19 protein-coding genes and 1 riboswitch are annotated in these 20026 nt (G+C 73.5%); of the genes, 7 read left to right on the forward strand and 12 right to left on the reverse strand.

Annotated features, from left to right (window positions below):
• A partial coding sequence (locus ACFWEG_RS21655) for a peptidase C39 family protein (RefSeq protein ID WP_387217594.1) occupies positions 1-1331 on the reverse strand: 1331 nt, incomplete at its 3' end.
• A 211-nt stretch (positions 1332-1542) separates the two neighbouring features.
• Between ACFWEG_RS21655 and ACFWEG_RS21660 the strand changes: the two genes are divergently transcribed.
• Together ACFWEG_RS21660 and ACFWEG_RS21665 are read left to right on the forward strand one after the other, a co-directional pair.
• A complete protein-coding gene (locus tag ACFWEG_RS21660; RefSeq protein WP_387217597.1) occupies positions 1543-2184 on the forward strand; it encodes a uridine kinase in 642 nt (213 codons plus the stop codon).
• Between the two features lie 355 nt (positions 2185-2539).
• Positions 2540-4432, forward strand: coding sequence for an AAA family ATPase (locus tag ACFWEG_RS21665; protein WP_387217599.1), 1893 nt, complete (start codon positions 2540-2542; stop codon positions 4430-4432).
• Between the two features lie 7 nt (positions 4433-4439).
• On the opposite strand, the gene ACFWEG_RS21670 is transcribed toward ACFWEG_RS21665, so the two are convergent.
• The 8 genes from ACFWEG_RS21670 to ribD all read right to left on the reverse strand — a co-directional run bounded on the left by ACFWEG_RS21670 (position 4440) and on the right by ribD (position 10370).
• Positions 4440-4886 (reverse strand): PH domain-containing protein, encoded by a 447-nt coding sequence (locus tag ACFWEG_RS21670; RefSeq protein WP_387217602.1) that lies wholly within the window; start codon positions 4884-4886, stop codon positions 4440-4442.
• Between the two features lie 22 nt (positions 4887-4908).
• Complete coding sequence (gene hisG, locus ACFWEG_RS21675; protein ID WP_387217605.1) at positions 4909-5757, reverse strand: ATP phosphoribosyltransferase; 849 nt, start codon at positions 5755-5757, stop codon at positions 4909-4911.
• 132 nt (positions 5758-5889) lie between these two features.
• A complete protein-coding gene (locus ACFWEG_RS21680) occupies positions 5890-6162 on the reverse strand; it encodes a phosphoribosyl-ATP diphosphatase (RefSeq protein WP_387217608.1) in 273 nt (90 codons plus the stop codon).
• Between the two features lie 35 nt (positions 6163-6197).
• Entirely contained in the window at positions 6198-6683 is a 486-nt protein-coding gene (gene ribH / locus ACFWEG_RS21685; RefSeq protein WP_387217611.1) for a 6,7-dimethyl-8-ribityllumazine synthase, read from the reverse strand.
• 37 nt (positions 6684-6720) lie between these two features.
• On the reverse strand, positions 6721-8040 hold the full coding sequence (locus ACFWEG_RS21690) for a bifunctional 3,4-dihydroxy-2-butanone-4-phosphate synthase/GTP cyclohydrolase II (RefSeq protein ID WP_387217612.1): 1320 nt from the start codon (positions 8038-8040) through the stop codon (positions 6721-6723).
• Complete coding sequence (locus tag ACFWEG_RS21695) at positions 8037-8690, reverse strand: nicotinamide riboside transporter PnuC (protein ID WP_387217615.1); 654 nt, start codon at positions 8688-8690, stop codon at positions 8037-8039. The genes ACFWEG_RS21690 and ACFWEG_RS21695 overlap by 4 nt, the downstream gene beginning before the upstream one ends.
• Positions 8687-9310 carry a riboflavin synthase gene (locus ACFWEG_RS21700; protein WP_387217617.1) on the reverse strand — a complete coding sequence of 208 codons (624 nt, stop codon included), beginning with the start codon at positions 9308-9310 and terminating at the stop codon, positions 8687-8689. The genes ACFWEG_RS21695 and ACFWEG_RS21700 overlap by 4 nt, the downstream gene beginning before the upstream one ends.
• Position 9311: 1 nt before the next feature.
• Positions 9312-10370 carry a bifunctional diaminohydroxyphosphoribosylaminopyrimidine deaminase/5-amino-6-(5-phosphoribosylamino)uracil reductase RibD gene (gene ribD, locus ACFWEG_RS21705; protein ID WP_387217641.1) on the reverse strand — a complete coding sequence of 353 codons (1059 nt, stop codon included), beginning with the start codon at positions 10368-10370 and terminating at the stop codon, positions 9312-9314.
• A 204-nt stretch (positions 10371-10574) separates the two neighbouring features.
• Positions 10575-10705: riboswitch (FMN riboswitch) on the reverse strand.
• Positions 10706-10942: 237 nt separating this feature from the next.
• Between ribD and ACFWEG_RS21710 the strand changes: the two genes are divergently transcribed.
• Complete coding sequence (locus tag ACFWEG_RS21710; RefSeq protein WP_387217620.1) at positions 10943-13351, forward strand: chitinase C-terminal domain-containing protein; 2409 nt, start codon at positions 10943-10945, stop codon at positions 13349-13351.
• 132 nt (positions 13352-13483) lie between these two features.
• Here ACFWEG_RS21710 and ACFWEG_RS21715 read toward each other — a convergent pair whose 3' ends face one another.
• Positions 13484-14656, reverse strand: a complete 1173-nt coding sequence (locus ACFWEG_RS21715) for an ROK family transcriptional regulator (protein ID WP_387217623.1) — start codon at positions 14654-14656, stop codon at positions 13484-13486.
• 114 nt (positions 14657-14770) lie between these two features.
• Here ACFWEG_RS21715 and ACFWEG_RS21720 point away from each other — a divergent pair, with 114 nt between their 5' ends.
• A complete protein-coding gene (locus tag ACFWEG_RS21720) occupies positions 14771-16003 on the forward strand; it encodes an MFS transporter (RefSeq protein ID WP_387217626.1) in 1233 nt (410 codons plus the stop codon).
• On the opposite strand, the gene ACFWEG_RS21725 is transcribed toward ACFWEG_RS21720, so the two are convergent.
• On the reverse strand, positions 15963-16415 hold the full coding sequence (locus ACFWEG_RS21725) for an acyl-CoA thioesterase (RefSeq protein WP_387217628.1): 453 nt from the start codon (positions 16413-16415) through the stop codon (positions 15963-15965). The genes ACFWEG_RS21720 and ACFWEG_RS21725 overlap by 41 nt on opposite strands.
• Before the next feature lie 207 nt (positions 16416-16622).
• Here ACFWEG_RS21725 and ACFWEG_RS21730 point away from each other — a divergent pair, with 207 nt between their 5' ends.
• Positions 16623-18020: a uracil-xanthine permease family protein gene (locus tag ACFWEG_RS21730; protein ID WP_387217629.1), complete on the forward strand. Its 1398-nt coding sequence runs from the start codon at positions 16623-16625 to the stop codon at positions 18018-18020.
• A 5-nt stretch (positions 18021-18025) separates the two neighbouring features.
• Here the strand turns inward: ACFWEG_RS21730 and ACFWEG_RS21735 are convergent, their stop codons facing one another.
• Positions 18026-18856 carry a glycoside hydrolase family 6 protein gene (locus tag ACFWEG_RS21735; protein ID WP_387217632.1) on the reverse strand — a complete coding sequence of 277 codons (831 nt, stop codon included), beginning with the start codon at positions 18854-18856 and terminating at the stop codon, positions 18026-18028.
• A 1-nt stretch (position 18857) separates the two neighbouring features.
• Between ACFWEG_RS21735 and ACFWEG_RS21740 the strand changes: the two genes are divergently transcribed.
• Both ACFWEG_RS21740 and ACFWEG_RS21745 read left to right on the forward strand, forming a co-directional pair.
• Positions 18858-19172, forward strand: a complete 315-nt coding sequence (locus tag ACFWEG_RS21740; protein WP_387217635.1) for a hypothetical protein — start codon at positions 18858-18860, stop codon at positions 19170-19172.
• 128 nt (positions 19173-19300) lie between these two features.
• Positions 19301-19987, forward strand: a complete 687-nt coding sequence (locus ACFWEG_RS21745) for a DUF5995 family protein (protein WP_387217638.1) — start codon at positions 19301-19303, stop codon at positions 19985-19987.
• Positions 19988-20026 lie beyond the last annotated feature (39 nt).

Below are 20026 nucleotides of genomic sequence, written 5' to 3' on the forward strand. Positions count from 1 at the left end.
CCGACGGCCTCCAGGGCGCGGCGCTGGGTGCCCGTGAGGTGGGCCGGGAAGTACACGTAGCAGACGCCGCCGGTGCCGGAGGAGACCTTGCCGGAGGCGTTGTAGCGCTTGGTGCGGAGCCAGATCTTCTCCCACTCCGCCCGCTTGTAGATCCGCCGGACGGCCTCGTTGCTCGGGGAGGCGGGGTCGTTGGCGATGACGTCGCCGGTGGCGGTGAAGCCGATCACGGTCATGAGGTGGCCCGAGGTGCCGTAGCCGGCGCCGGTCAGCTCCTCCTTGAGGAAGGACTGCGAGGTGATGACCGGGATGCCGGCCCGGATCAGGGTCTCCAGGTCGGTGAGCGAGGTGAGCCGGGTGACGACGCCCTGCAGGTCCTTGTAGGTGGCGGCGTAGGCGGCGTTGAACGGCCAGTTGCCGCAGCCGTCGTACTGGTAGTCGAAGGTGTAGCGGGCCGCGTGGCAGACCTGGGGGTCGGCGAACTCGGGGTTCACCCAGGCCAGCTGCTCGGCGGTGGGGCGGCGGCCCCAGTACTCGATGATCATCTGCGAGGAGGTGGGGCTGCACCAGGCCTCGCCGCCGTTGTCGTACTCCGGGTACTGCCCGACGTGGGTGTTCTGCGAGTAGCGCGGCACGGCCAGCTCGCGGGCGAGGCCCGGGGTGGAGGCGGGGACCTCGAAGCGGTCGGGCACGTCGGAGGACATGGCGCCGAGCCGCCAGAGGGTGGGGGTCGCCTTCGAGCCCGGCCGCCGGTAGAGCGTCACGCGCAGCCGGTAGGAGGTCAGGCGCAGCCCGGTGGAGGCGTCGTCGATGGCGAAGGTGTCGGTCCAGATGCTGCTCTTGTCGTCGGTCTGGTCGTCGACGGACGTGCGCCGGATGTCGCCGTCGCCGGCCGCCCAGCGGCCCATCACGTACCAGGGGGTGGCGGTGCCGTCGGAGTAGGTGCCGCTCAGCTCGACGGCCAGCCAGGTTCCTTCGGGGGTGTCGGCGTTCCAGGAGGCGATGAGCTCCGTGGCGGGGACGCGCGAGCGGCGGACCGGGGAGGTCCAGGTGGCGTACTCCCAGGTGGCGGTGGTGCCGGTGTGCGGGTCGGTGTAGTCGGTGGTGCCGGCCGGGCGGGCGATGGCGAGCCCGGGTCGGCGGCCCGCGACGGTCCGGGTGCCCTGACCCTCGCCGCTGCGCCAGTCCTTGAACGAGGTCCAGAAGTGGTTGTCGACGGTGGCGGCCGGGCGGGCCGGCCGGGGCGCGGCGACGGCGGGTCCGCCCGCGGCGGCGGCCGCGGCCGCCGCGACGGCGGCGGTGAGGACGGTTCTGCGCGAGGTGGAGCTGGTCATGGGCGGGACCCCCTGAAACGGACGGGCAGGTTCACGACAGTGGGGAAACTATCGCCGCCGGGAAGCCCCAGGGCCAGTGTTTCCGACCGCGCCGTTGGACCAACATTGGTCTCTACCAGTGGCGTGATCAGCGGCGATGCGAACCCCGCCCGCGACGTCCGCCCGGTGACCCGCTCCGGTGACCCGCTCCCGGCCGTACGATCGGGGCATCATGAACGAACTCGGCGACCTCGCGGCGCGACTGCTCGCCGCGCCCGCCTCCTGCGGCCCGGTGCGGCTGGTCGCCGTCGACGGGCACGCGGGCTCGGGGAAGACCACGTTCGCGACGCTGCTCGCCGAGGCGCTCGGCGGCGCTCCCGTCCTGCGGCTCGACGACGTCGCCACCCACGACGAGCTGTTCGCGTGGACCGGGCGGCTGCGGGAGCAGGTCCTGGCGCCGCTCTCCCGCGGCGGTACCGCGCGCTACCGCCCCTACGACTGGGTCCGGCGCGCGTTCGGCCCGGAGCGGACCATCGCCCCCTCCCCCGCCCTGGTCGTCGAGGGAGTCGGGGCCGGCCGGAGCGCCCTGCGCCCGCACCTCGCCGGGCTGCTGTGGATGGACCTGGACGCCCGGACCGCGTGGGAGCGCGGCCGGCTGCGGGACGGACCGTCCCAGAGCGCGTTCTGGGACGGCTGGGTCCCGGCCGAGCGTCGGCACTTCGTCGCCGACCCCTCGCGGCCGTTCGCCGACGTCCTCGTCCGGCAGCGGACGGGGCCGCACGACGCCGACCGGCCACCGGGGGCACGGGGGTACGCGCTGCTGCCGGGCCCTGGGGTGATCACGGAACGTGACGGCGCGGAGACGGGCCGCTGACGACCGAGGGCGGCGAGGGCGGCCGTCGGCGGCGCTTGACCGGGGATGGCCCAGGTCCTACGTTCGAAGGACGCGGCCCTTCCCACCGGCCGCCCTGTGAACGCGGAGTCCCCGGTCGTTCCCCCGTGACCGGGGGCTCCGCCCCGCTCCCGCCCCGCCCGCCCGTCCTTCGCGCGGCCCGGCCCAGGCGATCACCCACGGTCACGGTGTCGTTCCGCCCTACGGCAGGACGTGTCCTCGCAGGTACGATGCCTTGCAGCGCGATCCGCCGGCCGCCCGGCCGGGCAGCGGGCCAACCCCCGTCGGCGGCTCGGCGGTCCGGCACGACACGGGGGCACGGCGGGTGGGGGACGCGATGGACTTCGGCACGCAGGGCTCGCACGCCCCCGCCGATCTCGCCTGGCTGCGCGGCGTCGACGCCTACACCATGGGGGCGTACCCGCAGGCCGAGGAGGAGTTCCGGGCCGCGGTGCGGATGGATCCGGCCATGGCGGACGCCTGGCTCGGCCTGCACGCGCTCCGGGTGGACACCACGGCCGCCCTGTTACGCATGTACCGCCACCGCGAACGCTTCGGCGAGCAGCGCTCCCGCCACCGCCGCACCCTCAACTCCTGGTACTGGCTGGGCTGGTGGGTGCAGCCGGTCCTGGAGCACCCGCGCGACCTGCTCCTCGCGCACGCCTCTCACTGGCTCGACGGACGCCATGTCCCCGAACTGGACCAGGCGCTGGCCGGTCTGCCGCCGGTCGACACCGACCACCAGGTCCGCTTCCTGCACGCCTGCCGGGCCTATCTGGTCAAGGACTGGGAGCAGCTGGTCCGCCACACCGAACCGCTGCTCGACGACCCGATCCTCGGCATCGAGGCCGGCCTGTTCGGCGGCATGGCCCGGGTCCGCCTGGAGATGTTCGGGCAGGCCGAGCCGCTGCTCTCGGCGGCGCTGATGCGGTGCCGCAGCGAGCAGCCGCAGCGCAAGGAGCTGCGCTACTGGCTGGCCCGCGCCCACGAGGGCACCGGCCGCAGCGCCGCCGCCCTCCCCCTGTACCGGGCCGTGCACCGCGTGGACCCCGCCTTCATGGACACCGCCGCCCGGCTCTCCGCGATCTCCGACGGCGACGGCCTGGACGACGCCGCCGACCTCGCCGCCGTGACGGCCGCCTTCGGGCAGGACACCGCCGACGGCCAGAGCGACGCCGACCCGCTGTTCCCCCCGGAGGGCCGCGAGCCGCGCTTCGGCGACGGGGCCGACCCCGCCCCGGTCGCCTCCCCGGCGGGCGGGGTGCCGGGCGCGCTCGGCGCCGTACGGGAGCGGGGCGGGCGGCGGGCGCCGCAGCCGCCGCCCGCCGCGGCGGACCCGGTGCTGCTGGCCGAGGCGCTGGCGGAACTGGAGCGGATGGTCGGGCTGGAACCGGTGAAGCGCCAGGTGAAGGCGTTGTCGGCCCAGCTGAACATGGCCCGGCTGCGGGCCGGGCAGGGGCTGCCGGTCCGGCCGCCGAAGCGCCACTTCGTCTTCTCCGGCCCGTCGGGGACCGGCAAGACGACCGTCGCCCGCATCCTCGGCCGGGTGTTCTACGCGCTCGGGCTGCTGGGCGGCGACCATCTGGTGGAGGCGCAACGCGCCGATCTGGTGGGCGAGTTCCTCGGCCAGACCGCCGTGAAGGCGAACGAGCTGATCGACTCCGCGATCGGCGGGGTCCTCTTCGTCGACGAGGCCTACGCGCTGTCCAACTCCGGCTACAGCAAGGGCGACGCGTACGGCGACGAGGCCCTGCAGGTGCTCCTGAAGCGGGCCGAGGACAACCGCGACCACCTGGTGGTGATCCTCGCCGGCTACCCCGAGGGCATGGACCGGCTGCTCGCGGCCAACCCGGGGCTGTCCTCCCGCTTCACGACCCGGGTGGACTTCCCCTCCTACCGGCCCGGCGAGCTGACCTCCATCGGCGAGGTGCTCGCCGCCGAGAACGGGGACGTGTGGGACGAGGAGTCCCTGGACGAGCTGCGCTCGATCAGCGCCCACGTCGTCGACCAGGGGTGGATCGACGAGCTGGGCAACGGCCGGTTCCTGCGCACCCTGTACGAGAAGAGCTGCGCGTACCGCGACCTTCGGCTCTCCGACTACGCCGCGACCCCGACCCGGGACGACCTGGCCACCCTCCGGCTGCCGGACCTGATGCAGGCGTACGGCGAGGTGCTCTCCGGCCGCGGGCCCGCCGACCGCACCGGCCCGCAGGAGCCCCCGCCGCTGTAGGGGGCCGTCAGCCGCCGGTGCCGGTGCCCCGCTCGTCGACCAGCGCGGCCAGCGCGCGGGCGTCCCGCAGCGCCTTCTCCCGGGCGATGCCCGGCTGGATGCCCATGGCGGGCAGCGAGGTGCCGTCGCTGAGGTCGAGGTAGACCCACGGGTCGCCGGAGCGCAGGTTGACCTGGACGATCTCCGCCCATTCGAGGCGCCGGGCGGTCGTCAGGTTGACGACGGTGACCCCGCGGTCGTCGGCGACCACCTTGGGCCGGCTGAGCAGCACCAGGACTCCGCAGAGCAGCGCCCCGGTGAAGACGAAGCTGATCTTCTCCCCCGTGCTCAGCCGGGGCACGAGCAGCCCCACGGTCGACACCGCGGCGAAGACCGCGACGCCGAGGGTCAGGAGCACGGCCCGGGTCCGGTTCGGCCGGAACGTGACCGGCAGGGCGGGGAGTTGCTCGTTCATGGTGCGGGGTCCCGGTGCGCGTTCAGAGCCGGCAGGCGTGGATGGCGGTGGTGAGGATCGCGCGGGCGCCGAGCGCGTAGAGGTCGTCCATGATCCGCTGCGCGTCGCGGGTGGGGACCATCGCGCGGACGGCGACCCAGCCCTCGTTGTGCAGCGGCGAGACGGTCGGCGACTCCAGGCCGGGGGTGAGGGCGACGGCCTGCTCCAGGTGCTCGGCACGGCAGTCGTAGTCCATCATCACGTAGGCCCGGGCGACCAGGACGCCCTGGAGGCGGCGCAGGAACTGCTGCACCTTGGGGTCGGTGTCGTCGGCGCCCGTGCGGCGGATGACGATCGCCTCGGAGGTCATGATCGGCTCGCCGAAGATCTCCAGGCCGGCGTTGCGCAGCGAGGTGCCGGTCTCGACGACGTCGGCGATGACCTGTGCGACGCCCAGCTCGATCGCGGTCTCGACCGCCCCGTCGAGGTGGACGACGGAGGCGTCGACGCCGGTGTCGGCGAGGTGGCGGGCGACGATGCCCTCGTAGGAGGTGGCCACCGTCCGTCCGGCGAGGTCGGTGACGGTCGTCGCGGTGCCGGGCTTGGCGGCGTAGTGGAACGTCGAGCGGGCGAAGCCGAGAGCCAGGATCTCCTCGGCGTCCGCCCCGGAGTCGATCAGCAGGTCGCGGCCGGTGATGCCGATGTCGAGCTTGCCCGAGGAGACGTAGATCGCGATGTCCCGGGGGCGGAGGTAGAAGAACTCCACCTCGTTGGCGGGGTCGACGAGGACGAGCTCCTTCGACTCCTTGCGCTGCCGGTAGCCGGCCTCATGGAGCATCGCCGACGCAGGTCCGGAGAGGGAACCCTTGTTGGGGAGGGCGATGCGCAGCATGAGGTCGGCTTCCTTCGCGTGAGAGGGGTGGTGCAGGGGGGCGTGCCCGGACCGGGGCGGCGGACCGGCGGATCCGCGGAGGGAGCCGCCGCGCCGGTCCGTGGTGTCGGGGTGGCTACGGAGTCCAGGTGTCTACAGATGGGCGTAGACGTCGTCCAGCGAGATCCCGCGGGCGACCATCATCACCTGGACGTGGTAGAGCAGCTGCGAGATCTCCTCGGCGGCGGCTTCCTTCGTCTCGTGCTCCGCGGCCATCCAGACCTCGGCCGCCTCCTCGACGACCTTCTTGCCGATGGCATGGACGCCCTTGCCGACCAGTTCGGCGGTGCGGGAGGTCGCGGGGTCGCCGTGGGCGGCCTTGTGCTGGAGCTCGGTGAAGAGCTCCTCGAAAGTCTTCTTGGACATGATGTCGCCCACCCTACGCGGTCGGCCGGTGGCTTTCAGCGCCAGGGTTCGGCGACGGTCCGCAGGACGGTCGCGGTGGCGACGGCCGCGGTGACGGCCTCGTGGCCCTTGTCCTCGTTCGACCCGGGCAGTCCGGCGCGGTCCAGGGCCTGCTCCTCGGTGTCAACGGTGAGGACGCCGAAGCCGACCGGGACGCCGGTGTCGACCGAGACCTGGGTGAGGCCCTGGGTGACGCCCTGGCAGACGTACTCGAAGTGGGGGGTGCCGCCGCGGATGACGACGCCGAGGGCGACGATCGCGTCGTAGCCGCGGTCGGCGAGGACCTTGGCGACGACGGGGAGCTCGAAGCTGCCGGGGACGCGCAGCAGGGTGGGCTCGCTGATGCCGAGCTCGTTCAGCGCGCGCAGGGCGCCGTCGACGAGCCCGTCCATGATCTTCTCGTGCCACTGGGCCGCGATGACGGCCACCCGCAGGTCTCCGCAGTTCTTGACGTTCAGTACGGGTGCGCCCTTGCCGCTCATGATCTTCTCTGCTCCCTGGAGGTGCTGGTGGAGGGGGTTACTGGTTGCCGCAGGTGGACGACTGCGCGGGGTCGAGCCACGGCAGGTCGTGGCCCATCCGGTCGCGCTTGGTGCGCAGGTAGCGCAGGTTGTGCTCGCCGGCCTGGACGGGCATCGGCTCGCGGCCGGTGACCTCCAGGCCGTGCCGGACGAGGGCGGCGGACTTGTCGGGGTTGTTGGTCAGCAGCCGCACGGAGCACACGCCGAGGTCGGCCAGTATCTGCGCCCCGGCCGCGTAGTCGCGGGCGTCGGCGGGCAGGCCGAGCTCCAGGTTGGCGTCGAGGGTGTCGCGGCCGCGCTCCTGGAGTTCGTAGGCGCGCAGCTTGGACATCAGGCCGATGCCGCGGCCCTCGTGGCCGCGCAGGTAGACGACGACGCCGCGGCCGGCCTCGGTGATGCGCGCCATCGACGCCTCCAGCTGCGGGCCGCAGTCGCAGCGCAGCGAGTGGAAGATGTCGCCGGTCAGGCACTCGGAGTGGACCCGGACCAGGACGTCGCGGCCGTCGCCGATGTCGCCGTGGACGAGGGCGACGTGCTCGACGCCGTCGACCGTCGACCGGTAGCCGTAGGCGGTGAAGTCGCCGTGCGCGGTGGGCAGGTGGACCTCGGCCTCGCGGCGGACGGTCGGCTCGGCGCTGCGCCGGTAGGCGATCAGGTCCTCGATGGAGATGATCGTCAGTCCGTGCTTGCGGGCGAACGGGACGAGCTGCGGAAGCCGCAGCATGACGCCGTCCTCGCCGGCGATCTCCACGATCGCGCCGGCCGGGCGGAGGCCCGCGAGCCGGGCGAGGTCGACGGCGGCCTCGGTGTGGCCGTTGCGGGTGAGGACGCCGCCGGCCTGGGCGCGGAGCGGGAAGACGTGGCCCGGGCGGACGAACTCCTCCGGTCCCGCGGCGCCGCTCGCCAGGAGCTGGAGGGTGGTGGCGCGGTCGGCGGCGGAGATGCCGGTGGTCACGCCGTGGGCGGGGCCGGCGTCGACGGAGACGGTGAACGCGGTGCGCATCGACTCGGTGTTGTCGTCGACCATCTGCGGCAGCCGCAGCCGCTCCAGCTCGTCGCCCTCCATCGGCGCGCAGATCAGGCCGCGGCACTCGCTCATCATGAAGGCGACGATCTCGGGGGTGGCCTTCTCGGCGGCGACGACGAGGTCGCCCTCGTTCTCGCGGTCCTCGTCGTCGACGACCACGACCGGGCGGCCGGCGGCGATGTCGCGGATCGCCTGCTCGACGGGGTCGAGGGCGAGGTCGAGGTCGGTGTACCAGTCGGGGAGTCCGTCGGCGGAGGCGTGCGGCGGGGCGGGTGTCGGGCGGGCGGTCATGCCGGGGCTCCTTCGAATGCGGGCCGGGCGCCCTCGCGGGAGCGCAGCCACCAGTCGCGCATGCCCCACAGGACGAGCGCGCCGTACACGACGTAGACGAGGCCGGAGAACGCGAGCCCGCCGGCGAAGTTGAGCGGGACGCCGACCAGGTCGACCAGCAGCCAGGCGAACCAGAACTCGACCATCCCGCGGGCCTGGGCGACCATGGCGACGACGGTGCCGACGAAGATGTAGGCGTCGGCCCACGGGCTCCACGACAGCTCGGGGAAGGCGGTGAAGAGCCCGCCGACGGCCAGCGTGCCGAGTGCCGCGCCCGCGACCAGGTAGCCGCGCTCCCGCCAGGTGGCGAACCGGACGGCGATCGAGCCGTCCTGGGCGTCGCGCCGGCCGCGCGACCAGCGCTGCCAGCCCCAGACGGCGACCGCGATGACCACCATCTGCTTGCCGACGCCGCCGGCCTGGTTCACCGAGAGGTTCGCCGCGACCAGGACCAGACCGGAGAGCAGCTGGGCGGGCCAGGTCCACACCGAGCGCTTCCAGCCGAGCGCGAGGGCTATGAGACCGATGGTGTTGCCGATCATGTCGGACCAGATGATGTGCTGGCCGAGGACGCTGAAGGCCTCGGAGTTGAGCCAGGACACGGCGCTCACTTCCCCTCCGTCCGGGCCGCGGTGGGCGGCTGACCGGCGCCGAGCAGCCGCTCGACGTACTTGGCGAGCACGTCCACCTCCAGGTTGACCGGGTCGCCGGGCTGCTTGCGGCCGAGCGTGGTCAGGGCGAGGGTGGTCGGGATCAGGCTGACGGTGAGGTGGTCGGGGCCGGCGTCGACGACGGTGAGGCTGACGCCGTCGATCGTGATCGAGCCCTTCTCGACGACGTAGCGGGTGAGGTCCGCCGGCACCGAGACGGTGACGATCTCCCAGTGCTCGGACGGCTTGCGGGAGACGATGCGGCCGGTGCCGTCCACGTGGCCCTGGACGATGTGCCCGCCGAGCCGGCCGCCGACGGCCATCGGGCGCTCCAGGTTGACCCGGGAGCCGACGGCGAGCGCGCCGAGGCTGGAGCGGTTCAGCGTCTCGGCCATCACGTCCGCGGTGAACTCGCCGTCCCCGGTCTCGACGACGGTGAGGCAGACGCCGTTCACGGCGATCGAGTCGCCGTGCTTCGCCCCCTCGGTGACCACGGGGCCGCGCAGACGGAAGCGGGAGGCGTCGCCGAGGTCCTCGACGGCGGTGATCTCACCCAGTTCTTCGACGATTCCGGTGAACACTTCAGTGCTCCTTCGGGGCAGGGACGGCGGTGACCCGCAGGTCGGGGCCGAGACGGACGACGTCGCTCACTTCGAGCCGCAACGCCTGGGAGAGGGTGCTGATTCCGGCGTCGGCGAGGGCCGCGGGGCCGGCGCCGAGCAGGACGGGGGCGAGGTAGCCGACGACCCGGTCGACGGCTCCGGCGGCGACGAACGCGCCGGCGAGGACGGGACCGCCCTCCAGGAGGACGGAGCGGACCCCGCGGTCGTGCAGGGCGGCGAGCAGGGCCGCGATGTCGAGGCCGCCCTGTTGCGCGAGCGGGAGGACGACGGTCTCGGCGCCGTGGGCCGGCGCGGCGTCCGGGCCGATGGCGATCAGGGTCGGCGCCGCGTCGTCGAGGACTCGGGCGCCGGGGCGGACGGCGGTGCCGTGGGTGTCGAGGACGACCCGCAGCGGCTGGAGCGCCCCCTCCACTCCGCGGACGGCGAGGTGCGGGTCGTCGGCGCGGGCGGTGCCGGCCCCGGCGACCACGGCGTCGCTCTCGGCGCGCAGCCGGTGCACGTCGGCGCGGGACTCGGGCGAGGTGATCCACCGGCTGGTGCCGTCGGCGGCGGCGCTGCGGCCGTCGAGGGTGGCGGCGTACTTCCAGGTCACGTGGGGGCGGCCGCGGCGGACGGAGGTCAGCCAGGCGGCGTTGACGGCCTCGGCCTCCGCCGCGAGGAGCCCGGCCTCGACGGCGACCCCGGCGGCGCGGAGCACGTCCGCTCCCCCGGCGGCCTGCGCGTTCGGGTCGCCGACGGCGAAGACGACGCGGGCGACGCCGGCGTCGATCAGCGCCCGGGCGCAGGGGCCGGTGCGGCCGGTGTGGGCGCAGGGTTCGAGGGTGACGTAGGCGGTGGCGCCGCGGGCCAGGTCGCCGGCGGCGCGCAGGGCGTGGACCTCGGCGTGGGGGCCGCCGGCCCGCCGGTGGTACCCCTCGCCGACGATCCGGCCGGCGGGGTCGGTGAGCACGCAGCCGACGACGGGGTTGGGGCTGGTGGAGCCGAGGCCGCGCGCGGCGAGCGTCACGGCGCGCCGCATGGCGTCGTCGGGTGTGGTCGCGGTGGCCACCGGGTCCTCCTGCCGCTTCGGGCACGGACTCCGGGGCTGTCGATGTCGACAGAGAAGCGCACGAGAGCCGGGAGGAGAGGAGCGGACGGCTCGACGCCGCCGGTCGCCGGGACGCAACCGTCCGCACGGCGACCAGCCGCTCCGGCCGACGCACCCCGGTCGGGGACTCGTCCGCCGCGCACTGCCTCCCATCCGGACTTTCACCGTCGGTCCAGGAATTTCACCTGGTCAACCGGCCGCTGGATGCGGTCGGGTCGCGGACTGTAACCGCCGGTTCGGAATTGCACCGACCCCGGAGTGCGCTGCTGCTGATACAGGGCCAGTGTGCCACGTCCGGAGATCGTCCCGGGAGGGGGCGGCTGTGGCCTGTCTCACAGTGATCTTGGGGCGGATCCAAAGGTCCATACCTATTGACCGCTGGTCTAGTCCTCTCTATGGTCTGCGTCACTCCGAGTGGCGCGGGCCGGGTCGCCCGAACTCGTGCCGCTCGCCGCTGCGTTCTCGCATCCGAGACGCCCTGCCCTCCCCAGGAGGACCAGATCGTGGCCACCCCCCAGCTCACCGGCCGCCTGACCGGACGGAGGTCCGCGCTGCTCGCAGCCGGCACCGCCGTGGCCGGGCTGCTGCTCAGCACCCTCACGGCGACCAGCTCGCAGGCCGCCGACCAGGAGTCCTGTCGCCCCGACGGCCTCTACAAGACCCCGGGCGTCGACGTCCCGTACTGCTCGGTCTACGACGCCGACGGCCGCGAGAAGATGGGCGCGGACCACAAGCGCCGCGTCATCGGCTACTTCACCGGCTGGCGCACGGGCAAGAACGGCGAGCCGTCGTACCTCGCCCACGACATCCCGTGGGACAAGGTCACCCACCTGAACTACGCGTTCGCGCACGTCGACGGCCAGAACAGGATCTCGGTCGGCTCCGACGGCGCCGACAACGCGGCCACCGGCATGACCTGGCCGGGCGTGGCGGGCGCCGAGATGGACCCGGCGCTCCCCTACAAGGGCCACTTCAACCAGCTGAACAAGTTCAAGAAGCAGCACCCGGACGTCAAGACACTGGTCTCGGTCGGCGGCTGGGCCGAGACCGGCGGCTACTTCGGCGACGACGGCAAGCGGGTCGGCTCCGGCGGCTTCTACACCATGGCCACCAACGCCGACGGCTCGGTCAACCAGGCCGGCATCGACACCTTCGCCGACTCGACGGTCGCGTTCCTGAAGAAGTACGGCTTCAACGGCGTCGACATCGACTACGAGTACCCGACCTCGATGAAGGACGCCGGCCACCCGGCCGACTTCCCGATCTCCAACGCCCGGCGCGGCGGACTGGTCAAGGGCTACGCGGCCCTGATGAAGACCCTGCGCGAGAAGCTGGACCGGGCGGGCGCGGCAGACGGCAGGCACTACCTGCTGACCGTCGCGGCCCCCTCCTCCGGCTACCTGCTGCGCGGCATGGAGACGTTCCAGGTCCAGAAGTACCTGGACTACGTCAACATCATGTCCTACGACCTGCACGGCGCCTGGAACGAGTACGTCGGCCCCAACGCCTCGCTGTTCGACGACGGCAAGGACGCCGAGCTGGCCGCCTCCAACGTCTACGGCAGCCAGCAGTACGGCGGCATCGGCTACCTGAACACCGACTGGGCGTACCACTACTTCCGCGGCTCGATGCCCGCCGGCCGGATCAACATCGGCCTTCCGTACTACACCCGCGGCCACAAGAACGTGCAGGGCGGCACCGACGGGCTGTGGGGCAAGGCCTCCGCGAGCACCTGCCCGGCCGGCTCCGGCCTGACCAAGTGCGGCGACGGCGCCACCGGCATCGACAACCTGTGGCACGACAAGGACGACAACGGCAAGGAGTCCCCGGCGGGCTCCAACCCGATGTGGCACGCGAAGAACCTGGAGAAGGGCGTCCTCGGCGACTACCTGCCGAAGTACGGCTTCGGCGCCGGCACCAAGCTGACCGGCACCTACGCCCGCAAGTACGACTCCACCCTGGTCGCGCCGTGGCTGTGGAACGCGACGACGAGGACGTTCCTGTCGACCGAGGACGAGCAGTCGGTCGCCCGCAAGGCCGACTACGTGGTGGACAAGGGCATCGGCGGCACCATGGTCTGGGAGCTGGCCGGCGACTACGACTGGAACGCCGCGAAGGGCCAGTACGAGATCGGCGACACGCTGACGACGGCGATGTACGACAAGTTCAAGTCCGCGACGCCGTACGGCGCGAGGACGGCGACGATCGACCTGCCGACGAAGGCCGTCAAGATCGGCGTGGAGTTCAACGAGTTCAAGCTCGGCGACTCCAACTACCCGATCACGCCGAAGGTGAAGATCACCAACAACACGAACACCGCGCTGCCGGGCGGCACGGAGTTCCAGTTCGACTACGGCACCTCCGCGCCGGGCAACGCCTCGGACCAGTCGGGCTTCGGCACGAAGGTGATCCGCAGCGACCACACGGGCAGCAACGTGGGCGGGCTCAAGGGCGACTTCCACCGGGTCTCGCTGAAGCTCCCGGCCTGGCAGTCGCTGGCCCCCGGAGCGTCGGTGGACCTGGCGTTCAACTACTACCTGCCCGTGTCCACGCCGTCGAACTGGACGGTGAGCATCAGCGGGACGACCTACGCGCTGGCCGGCGACCTGGCGCGCGGGACGACGGTGGTGGAGCCGGGCGGGACGGTGGACCCGACGCCGACGCCCACCCCGACGCCGACCCCCACGCCCACTCCGACGCCGACCCCCACCCCGACGCCGACCCCGACGCCGACGCCGACCCCGACGGGTGGCGCGTGCACCGCGGCCCCGTGGAGCGCGACGAAGGAGTACGTCGGCACCGCCCTGGTGTCCCACAAGGGCCGCACCTGGAAGGCGAAGTGGTGGACGCGCGGCGAGGAGCCCGGCACGACCGGCGAGTGGGGGGTGTGGCAGGACCAGGGCGCCTGCTGATCGCCCGACCTGACGCGCCTGCGGGGTCGGAGGCGCACCACCCCTGACGGAACGGCCCGGCGGCTCCCCCCGCCGGGCCGTTCGCCGTCGTACGGACCTCCCCGCGACCGCCGGTCGCGCTCAGCGAGCCGTTCAGGCGCGGCCGAAGAGGTCCTCCTGCGCCGCGTCCCGCGCCGCGAGCAGCGCGCCCCGCAGCACCCCCGCCCCGCCGAGCGCCCCCGGACGCACCGCCAGGCGCAGCGGCGACAGCGCGGCCACCCGCTCCTCCACCCGCGCGGCGAGCGCCGTACCCCCGGCGTGCCCGATCTCCCCGGCGAGCACCACGCAGCCGGGGTCCAGGACGGCCGTGACGGCGGCCGCGCCGAGCGCGATCCGGTCGGCGAGCGCGTCGAGGAACGCCGTACGCCCCTCGGCGAGCGCCCGTTCGACGACGGCGGCGCCGTCCGGCTCCGCGCCGCCGCCGGCACCCGACAGGCCGTGCCGCGCAGCGAGTTCGCACACTCCGGCCGAGCACACCAGCTCGTTGAAGCCGCCCGCGCAGTCCGCCGCCGACGGCAGCCCCGAGGTGCCGGGCACCGGCAGGAAGCCCAGCTCGCCCGCGCCGCCCGAGGCGCCGCGGCGCAGCCTGCCGTCGAGCACGACGGCCGCCCCCACCCCCGCGCCCAGCCAGAACAGGACGAAGTCCGCCCGCCCCCGGGCCGCCCCCTGCCGCTGCTCGGCGAGCGCGGCGAGGTTGACCTCGTTGTCCACCAGGACGGCCGCCGGCAGCCGCCGCTGCAGTTCGGCGACGAGCAGCCGGTGCCAGGCGGGGAGTCCCGTGCTGTCGCGCAGCTCCCCGGTGTGCGGGTCGATGAGGCCCGGCGCGCCGATGCCCACGCTGTGCAGACCGTCCGCCCCCGCCGCCCTGACCGTGCGCTCCAGGAGGGCGACGGCCTGCTCGACGGCCGCCTCGGTGCCGGCCTGGTCGTCGATCGGCGCGGCGTTCTCGGCGAGCGTGGCCCCGAGCAGGTCGCTCACGACGACGGACAGCCCGCGCATCCGGACGTCGAGCGCGGCCAGGTGCGCGCGTTCGGCGACGATCCCGTACACCCGGGCGTTGGGGCCGCGGCGCTCGGCGCCGGCCTCGCCGACCACCGCGATCAGCCCGGAGCCCTGGAGCCGTTCGACGAGGTCGGCGACGGTGGGGCGGGAGAGGCCGGTGAGCGACTTGAGCTGATGGGCCGTCAGAGGGCCCTCGTCCTGCAGGAGTCGCAGGGCGAGGCGGTCGTTGATGACCCGGGCGGTGCTCGGCGAGGCGGGCGGCATGGCGGAATCCTTCCAGATCGCATCCACATCGTGGCTGATGCCTTTTTTATCAGGCAGGCTTCCTGATAGTTTCTGGAACCGACAGATTCGACCGGTGTCCGGGGAGGGCGTTCCATGGTGGGCGGGAAGAAGGCGGCGATGACGGCGGATCGGCGGCGGCTGCGCAACGCGCGGATCGCGGTTGCGGCGGTGTTCTGCGTGCACGGGGCGGTGACCGGCAGCTTCGCCACCCGGGTGCCGTGGATCCAGGACCACGCGGGGGTCAGTGCGGGGCAGCTCGGCCTCGCCCTCGCCTTCCCGGCGATCGGGTCGACCCTGATGATGCCGCTGTCCGGCTCGCTCAGCCACCGCTTCGGCTCCCGCCCCACGCTCGCCGTGCTGCTCGCCCTGTGGACGCTGAGCCTGACGCTGCCCTCGCTCGCCCCGAACCTGCTGTTCCTGTGCCTCGCGCTCTTCGCCTACGGGGCCGCGGCCGGCATGTCGGACGTGGTCATGAACGCGATCGGGGTGGAGACGGAGACCCGGCTGGACCGGTCGATCATGTCGGGGCTGCACGGCATGTGGAGCGTCGGCGCGCTGATCGGCTCGGCGTTCGGCACGCTGGCCGCGCACCTCCACCTGGACGCGCGGGCCCACCACCTCCTCGCCGCCCTCGCGCTCACCGCCCTCGGCCTGGTCTGCGTGCGCGGGGTGCTGGACGTGCGGAGCGAGCCCGAGGAGGAGGCGCCGCCGCGGTTCGCGCTGCCGCCGAAGTCCGCGCTGGTGATCGGCGCGATCGGGTTCTGCGCGGTCTTCGCCGAGGGCGCGAGCCTCGACTGGTCGGCCGTCTACCTGCGGGACGTCCTGGACTCCTCGGCGGGCGCCGCGGCCGCCTCCACCACCGCCTTCGCGCTGACGATGGCCGTCGCCCGGCTCGCGGGCGACCGGGTGGTCGACCGGTTCGGCGCGGTGCGCACGGTCCGCAGCGGCGGCGTGCTCGCGGCCGCCGGCGGTCTGCTCGTGGTGCTCGCGCCGAACCCGGTGCTCGCCATGGCCGGCTTCGGCCTCCTCGGGCTCGGCATCGCGGTCGTCGTGCCGCTCGCCTTCGCCGCGGCCGGCCGCAGCGGCCCGAACCCGCAGCAGGCCGTCGCCGGCGTCGCCACCGTCACGTACACCTCGGGCCTGATCGCGCCCTCGCTGATCGGTGGGATCGCGGACCTGACGTCTCTGGTGGTGTCGTTCACCGTCGTGACGGTGCTCGCCTTCGGCCTGATCCTCGGCGCGGGGGTCCTGCGGGCGGCCGGCCGGACGACGGCGGGCGCCCCGGTCAGTCCCGCGGAGGCAGCAGTTCCCGCCCCGCGGACCTGAGCGCGTCGCTCCAGGGGGCGGGGCGCAGGGTGCCCGGGTCGAGCCGTACGAGGACCCGGGTGCCGTGCGCGTAGGTCGTCAGGCCGTCCGCCGAGCAGAAGCGGAAGCCGTAGGTGAGGCCGGTGGTGCCCAGGCGCTCCAGCCAGAGGTGGACGGCGTAGCCACCGGTACGGGTGACGGGGGCGTCGTAGGCGATCCGCAACTCCTTCACGGCGTTGCAGAAGTCCCCGGCCGCCGCCCAGTCCCCCTCGAAGCCGACGCCGCGCGCCTCCCAGTACGCCACCCAGGCGCGCTCGACGAGCAGCGGGTAGCGCGCGTTGTGCAGCAGTCCCAGCGCGTCCAGGTCGTCGAAGTGGACGCTGACGGGGACGAGCGCGCCGTAGGAGACGGCGGGAGGGGCTTCGACGGTCACGGGGGCGCTCCTGAGCTGCGGAAACGGTTCGGCTCAGTCTAGACAGCGCACACGACCGTCCTGAGCGGTCGCTCAGGCGCGGGGGTGTGAGGTCGCTTACCCGCCGCCGGCGCCCCTTCGCCCACCTGCCGGAACCCGGCGCGAACCCGCGGCCGCGGCCGCTTACGATCGGTGTCGATCATCGAGCACCACAGAAGCGGAGCGACCATGCGCGCCCTCGGCGTCGGCTGGACCCTGCACGGCGACGGCAGGACCCCCGAACCCGGAGCGGTCGTCCGCCCCGACGAACGCCTCTCCTGGCCCCGCACCCTCGGCCTCGGCGCGCAGCACGTGGTGGCGATGTTCGGGGCCTCGTTCGTCGCCCCCGTCCTCATGGGTCTCGACCCGAACCTCGCCATCATGATGTCCGGCGTCGCGACGGCGATCTTCCTGCTCGCCACCCGCGGCAGGGTGCCCAGCTACCTGGGCTGCTCGCTCTCGTTCGTCGGCGTGGCCGCGACGATCCGGGCCACCGGCGGGGACAGCGCGACCGTCACGGGGGCGATCCTCGTCGTCGCCGCCGTGCTCTTCGCCGCGGGGCTCGCGGTGCAGAGGTTCGGGGCGCGGATCATCCACGCGGCGATGCCGCCGGTGGTGACCGGCGCGGTGGTGATGCTGATCGGGTTCAACCTCGCCCCCGTCACCGCCTCCACGTACTGGCCGCAGGACCAGTGGACGGCGCTGCTCGTCATGCTGTTCACCGGCCTCGCGGTGGTGGGGCTGCGCGGCTTCTGGTCCCGTATCGCGATCTTCCTCGGGCTGGTCTTCGGCTACGGGATCTCCTGGCTCTTCGACCGGCTCTTCGGGAAGATCCACTCGGTGAACGGCGGGACCGAGGCCGTCGACCACTGGCGGCTCGACCTGTCCGCGGTGGGGCAGGCGGACTGGGTGGGGCTGCCGTCCCTGCACGCGCCGAGCTTCGAGTGGTCGGCGGTCCTCGTCGCGCTGCCCGTGGTGATCGCGCTGATCGCGGAGAACGCCGGGCACGTGAAGGCCGTGGGCGAGATGACCGGCGAGCCGCTCGACGACAAGCTCGGCACCGCGATCGCGGCCGACGGCGCCGCGTCGGTGCTGTCCAGCGCGGTGGGCGGCACCCCGACCACGACCTACTCCGAGAACATCGGCGTGATGGCCGCGACCCGCGTCTACTCCACGGCCGCCTACTGGGCCGCCGCCGGCTTCGCCCTGCTCTTCGGGCTCTGCCCGAAGTTCGGCGCGGTCGTCGCCGCGATCCCCGGCGGGGTGCTCGGCGGGATCACGGTCATCCTCTACGGCATGATCGGCCTGCTCGGCGCGCAGATCTGGACCAACGCCGGGGTCGACCTGCGCAACCCGCTGAACCTCGTCCCCGCGGCCGCGGGCATCATCATCGGCGTCGGCGACGTCACCATGGACTTCACCGACACCTTCCAGCTCGGCGGGATCGCGCTCGGCACGATCGTCGTGATCACCGGGTACCACGCGCTGCGCGCCTTCGCCCCGGAGTACATGAAGCGCCCGGCCGAGCCGCTGCTCGACGCGGGTACGAGCGGATACGACGAGCGGGGCGGCACCGGCAAGGACTGAACCGGTCAGCCCGAGACCAGGTCCCAGGCGTACTCCGGGGAGAAGGTGCCCGCCGCGCCCCGGCAGCCGTCGGACTCGCCGGGGAGCTTGATCCAGAGGAACGCGTCGATGCGGGACATGCCCGTGCGGGTGGTGGGGGGCTGGCCGAGCTTGGTGCCGGCCGGGTCGCACCAGGTGCCGCCCGGTGGGACGACGCCGCCGTTGCGGCTGGTGTCGATGACGGCGCCGAGGTGGGAGGGCCCGCCGAGGGCGTCGAGAACCCGGCGGGCGTAGGCGGCCTCGTCGGCGGTGCGGTGGAAGTTGGCGGCGTTGGTGAAGATGCCGTCGCCCGTCTGGTGGGCGCCCGCCTGCCGCAGGAGGCCGGCGATCTCGCCCGGGGAGCGCCAGCCGGAGTGGCCGGCGTCGAAGTACACCCGCGCCCGCGGGTTGGCGGCCTTGATGGCCCGGCTGGCCCGGCCGAGCGAGGCGTACCGCTCGCTCATCTGCCCCGCCGAGAGGCAGTCGGAGGCCAGCGCGACGGAGTCGGGTTCCAGGACGACGATGACCTCGCCGCTCCCGAGCCCCGCGGCGAAGTCGCGTATCCAGCCGTCGTAGGCGCCGTACGAGGGCGAGCCGCCCCCGGACGCGCCGCCGCAGTCGCGCTGCGGGATGGCGTACGGCACGAGGACGGGCACCTTCCCGGCGGCGGACGCGGCGGCGGTGACGCTGCGCACCCGGCCGGTGATCACGCCCGGGTTGTACTCGGTGAACCAGACCGACTGCGACTGGTTGGCGATGCGTTGCTCGATGAGCGGGCGGCGCGGATCGTTGCGGTTGCCCGCGACCCACTGCAGCACCTTGGACCCGGGGACCTGGAAGAGCGACGCCCCGCTGGCCCGGACCACCGGCTCGGACGGCGCCTTCGCCTTCGGGGCCGGCTTCTTCTTCGTCGTGGCCTTCGGCTTGGGCTTCTTCGTCTTCGACGCGCTCGGCGAGGGCGAGGCGGAGACGCTGGGCGAGGGGATCGCGGGCAGGGGCATCAGGGTCGGCGAGGCCGACTCACGGGGCCGCGCCGAGTCCTTCGAGCGCCCCTCCCCCGTGGTGATCGTCCCCGCCACGGTGGCGACGGTGACCACCGAGGACGCCACCACCACCATCGCCGCTCTGGCGTGAGCGGCACGCAGACCCGGCACCTTCATCTCCCCTCCCCAGGGGCCGTGTTCGTCTCATGTTCCCTCGTTCTGGGGAACTCCTGTCCCCACGGCACCGGGGCCCACCCTATGGGGTGGGAACCTGCGGGCATGGCGCAGACCGAACAGTTCACCGCCGGCCCGGGAAACGCGACGGGGAGGATGCCCGCGTTCCGTGCGGCTTGGCCGCAAAACGACGGACTGGCGGTGTTCGACCGGGTCTACCGCGCGGTCACGGAGTCCGCCGCGGCGGGCGTCGACGGCGCGCCCCCGCGCCATCCGCCGGCCGCCGGGCTGCTCGGCGTCCGTCTCGCGGAGCGGTACGCGGCGGTGCTCGACGCCGCGGCGGGGGGCGGCGGACCGCCCGCGAGCTGGCGTCCGCTCCTGCGCTCCCGGCACCATCCCGGCATCGCGCCCGCGCAGTTCGCGCTCGCGGGGATCAACGCCCACGTCGGGTACGACCTGCCGCTCGCGCTGGTGCGCGTCTGCCGGGACCTCGGCTGCGGCCCGGCGGGACTGGAGGACGCCTTCGACCGGGTCGGTGACGTGCTGGTCGGCCTGGAGGAGCGGATCAGGGACGAGCTGGCGCCCGGCCCCGAACTCCTGCTGCTCACCGATCCGCTGACGCACCTGCTGGCCTCGTGGAGCCTGGACCGGGCCAGGGACGCGGCCTGGTCGACGGCGCGGATCCTGTGGGGGCTCGGCCGACTGCCGCAGTTGGCGGCCGAGTTCACCGAGCGGACGGACGCGTCCGTCGGCCTGGTGGGCCGGGTCCTGCTCACCCCGCTCGACCGCTGAGGCGGTCCGGGGAAGGTCACCCGGCGGCCGGCCGGATCG

This window comes from Streptomyces sp. NPDC060194 (genome assembly GCF_042728285.1).
Lineage (GTDB): Bacteria > Actinomycetota > Actinomycetes > Streptomycetales > Streptomycetaceae > Streptomyces.

Bases quoted from the DNA above. Each gene is read 5' to 3' on its own strand.
- ACFWEG_RS21670 (WP_387217602.1), bottom strand. From the start codon at position 4,886: ATGAACGAGCAACTCCCCGCCCTGCCGGTCACGTTCCGGCCGAACCGG.
- ribD (WP_387217641.1), bottom strand. From the start codon at position 10,370: ATGCGGCGCGCCGTGACGCTCGCCGCGCGCGGCCTCGGCTCCACCAGC.
- ACFWEG_RS21745 (WP_387217638.1), top strand. From the start codon at position 19,301: ATGGCGCAGACCGAACAGTTCACCGCCGGCCCGGGAAACGCGACGGGG.
- ACFWEG_RS21715 (WP_387217623.1), bottom strand. From the start codon at position 14,656: ATGCCGCCCGCCTCGCCGAGCACCGCCCGGGTCATCAACGACCGCCTC.
- ACFWEG_RS21730 (WP_387217629.1), top strand. From the start codon at position 16,623: ATGCGCGCCCTCGGCGTCGGCTGGACCCTGCACGGCGACGGCAGGACC.
- ACFWEG_RS21720 (WP_387217626.1), top strand. From the start codon at position 14,771: ATGGTGGGCGGGAAGAAGGCGGCGATGACGGCGGATCGGCGGCGGCTG.
- ribH (WP_387217611.1), bottom strand. From the start codon at position 6,683: ATGAGCGGCAAGGGCGCACCCGTACTGAACGTCAAGAACTGCGGAGAC.
- hisG (WP_387217605.1), bottom strand. From the start codon at position 5,757: ATGCTGCGCATCGCCCTCCCCAACAAGGGTTCCCTCTCCGGACCTGCG.
- ACFWEG_RS21665 (WP_387217599.1), top strand. From the start codon at position 2,540: ATGGACTTCGGCACGCAGGGCTCGCACGCCCCCGCCGATCTCGCCTGG.
- ACFWEG_RS21660 (WP_387217597.1), top strand. From the start codon at position 1,543: ATGAACGAACTCGGCGACCTCGCGGCGCGACTGCTCGCCGCGCCCGCC.
- ACFWEG_RS21690 (WP_387217612.1), bottom strand. From the start codon at position 8,040: ATGACCGCCCGCCCGACACCCGCCCCGCCGCACGCCTCCGCCGACGGA.
- ACFWEG_RS21680 (WP_387217608.1), bottom strand. From the start codon at position 6,162: ATGTCCAAGAAGACTTTCGAGGAGCTCTTCACCGAGCTCCAGCACAAG.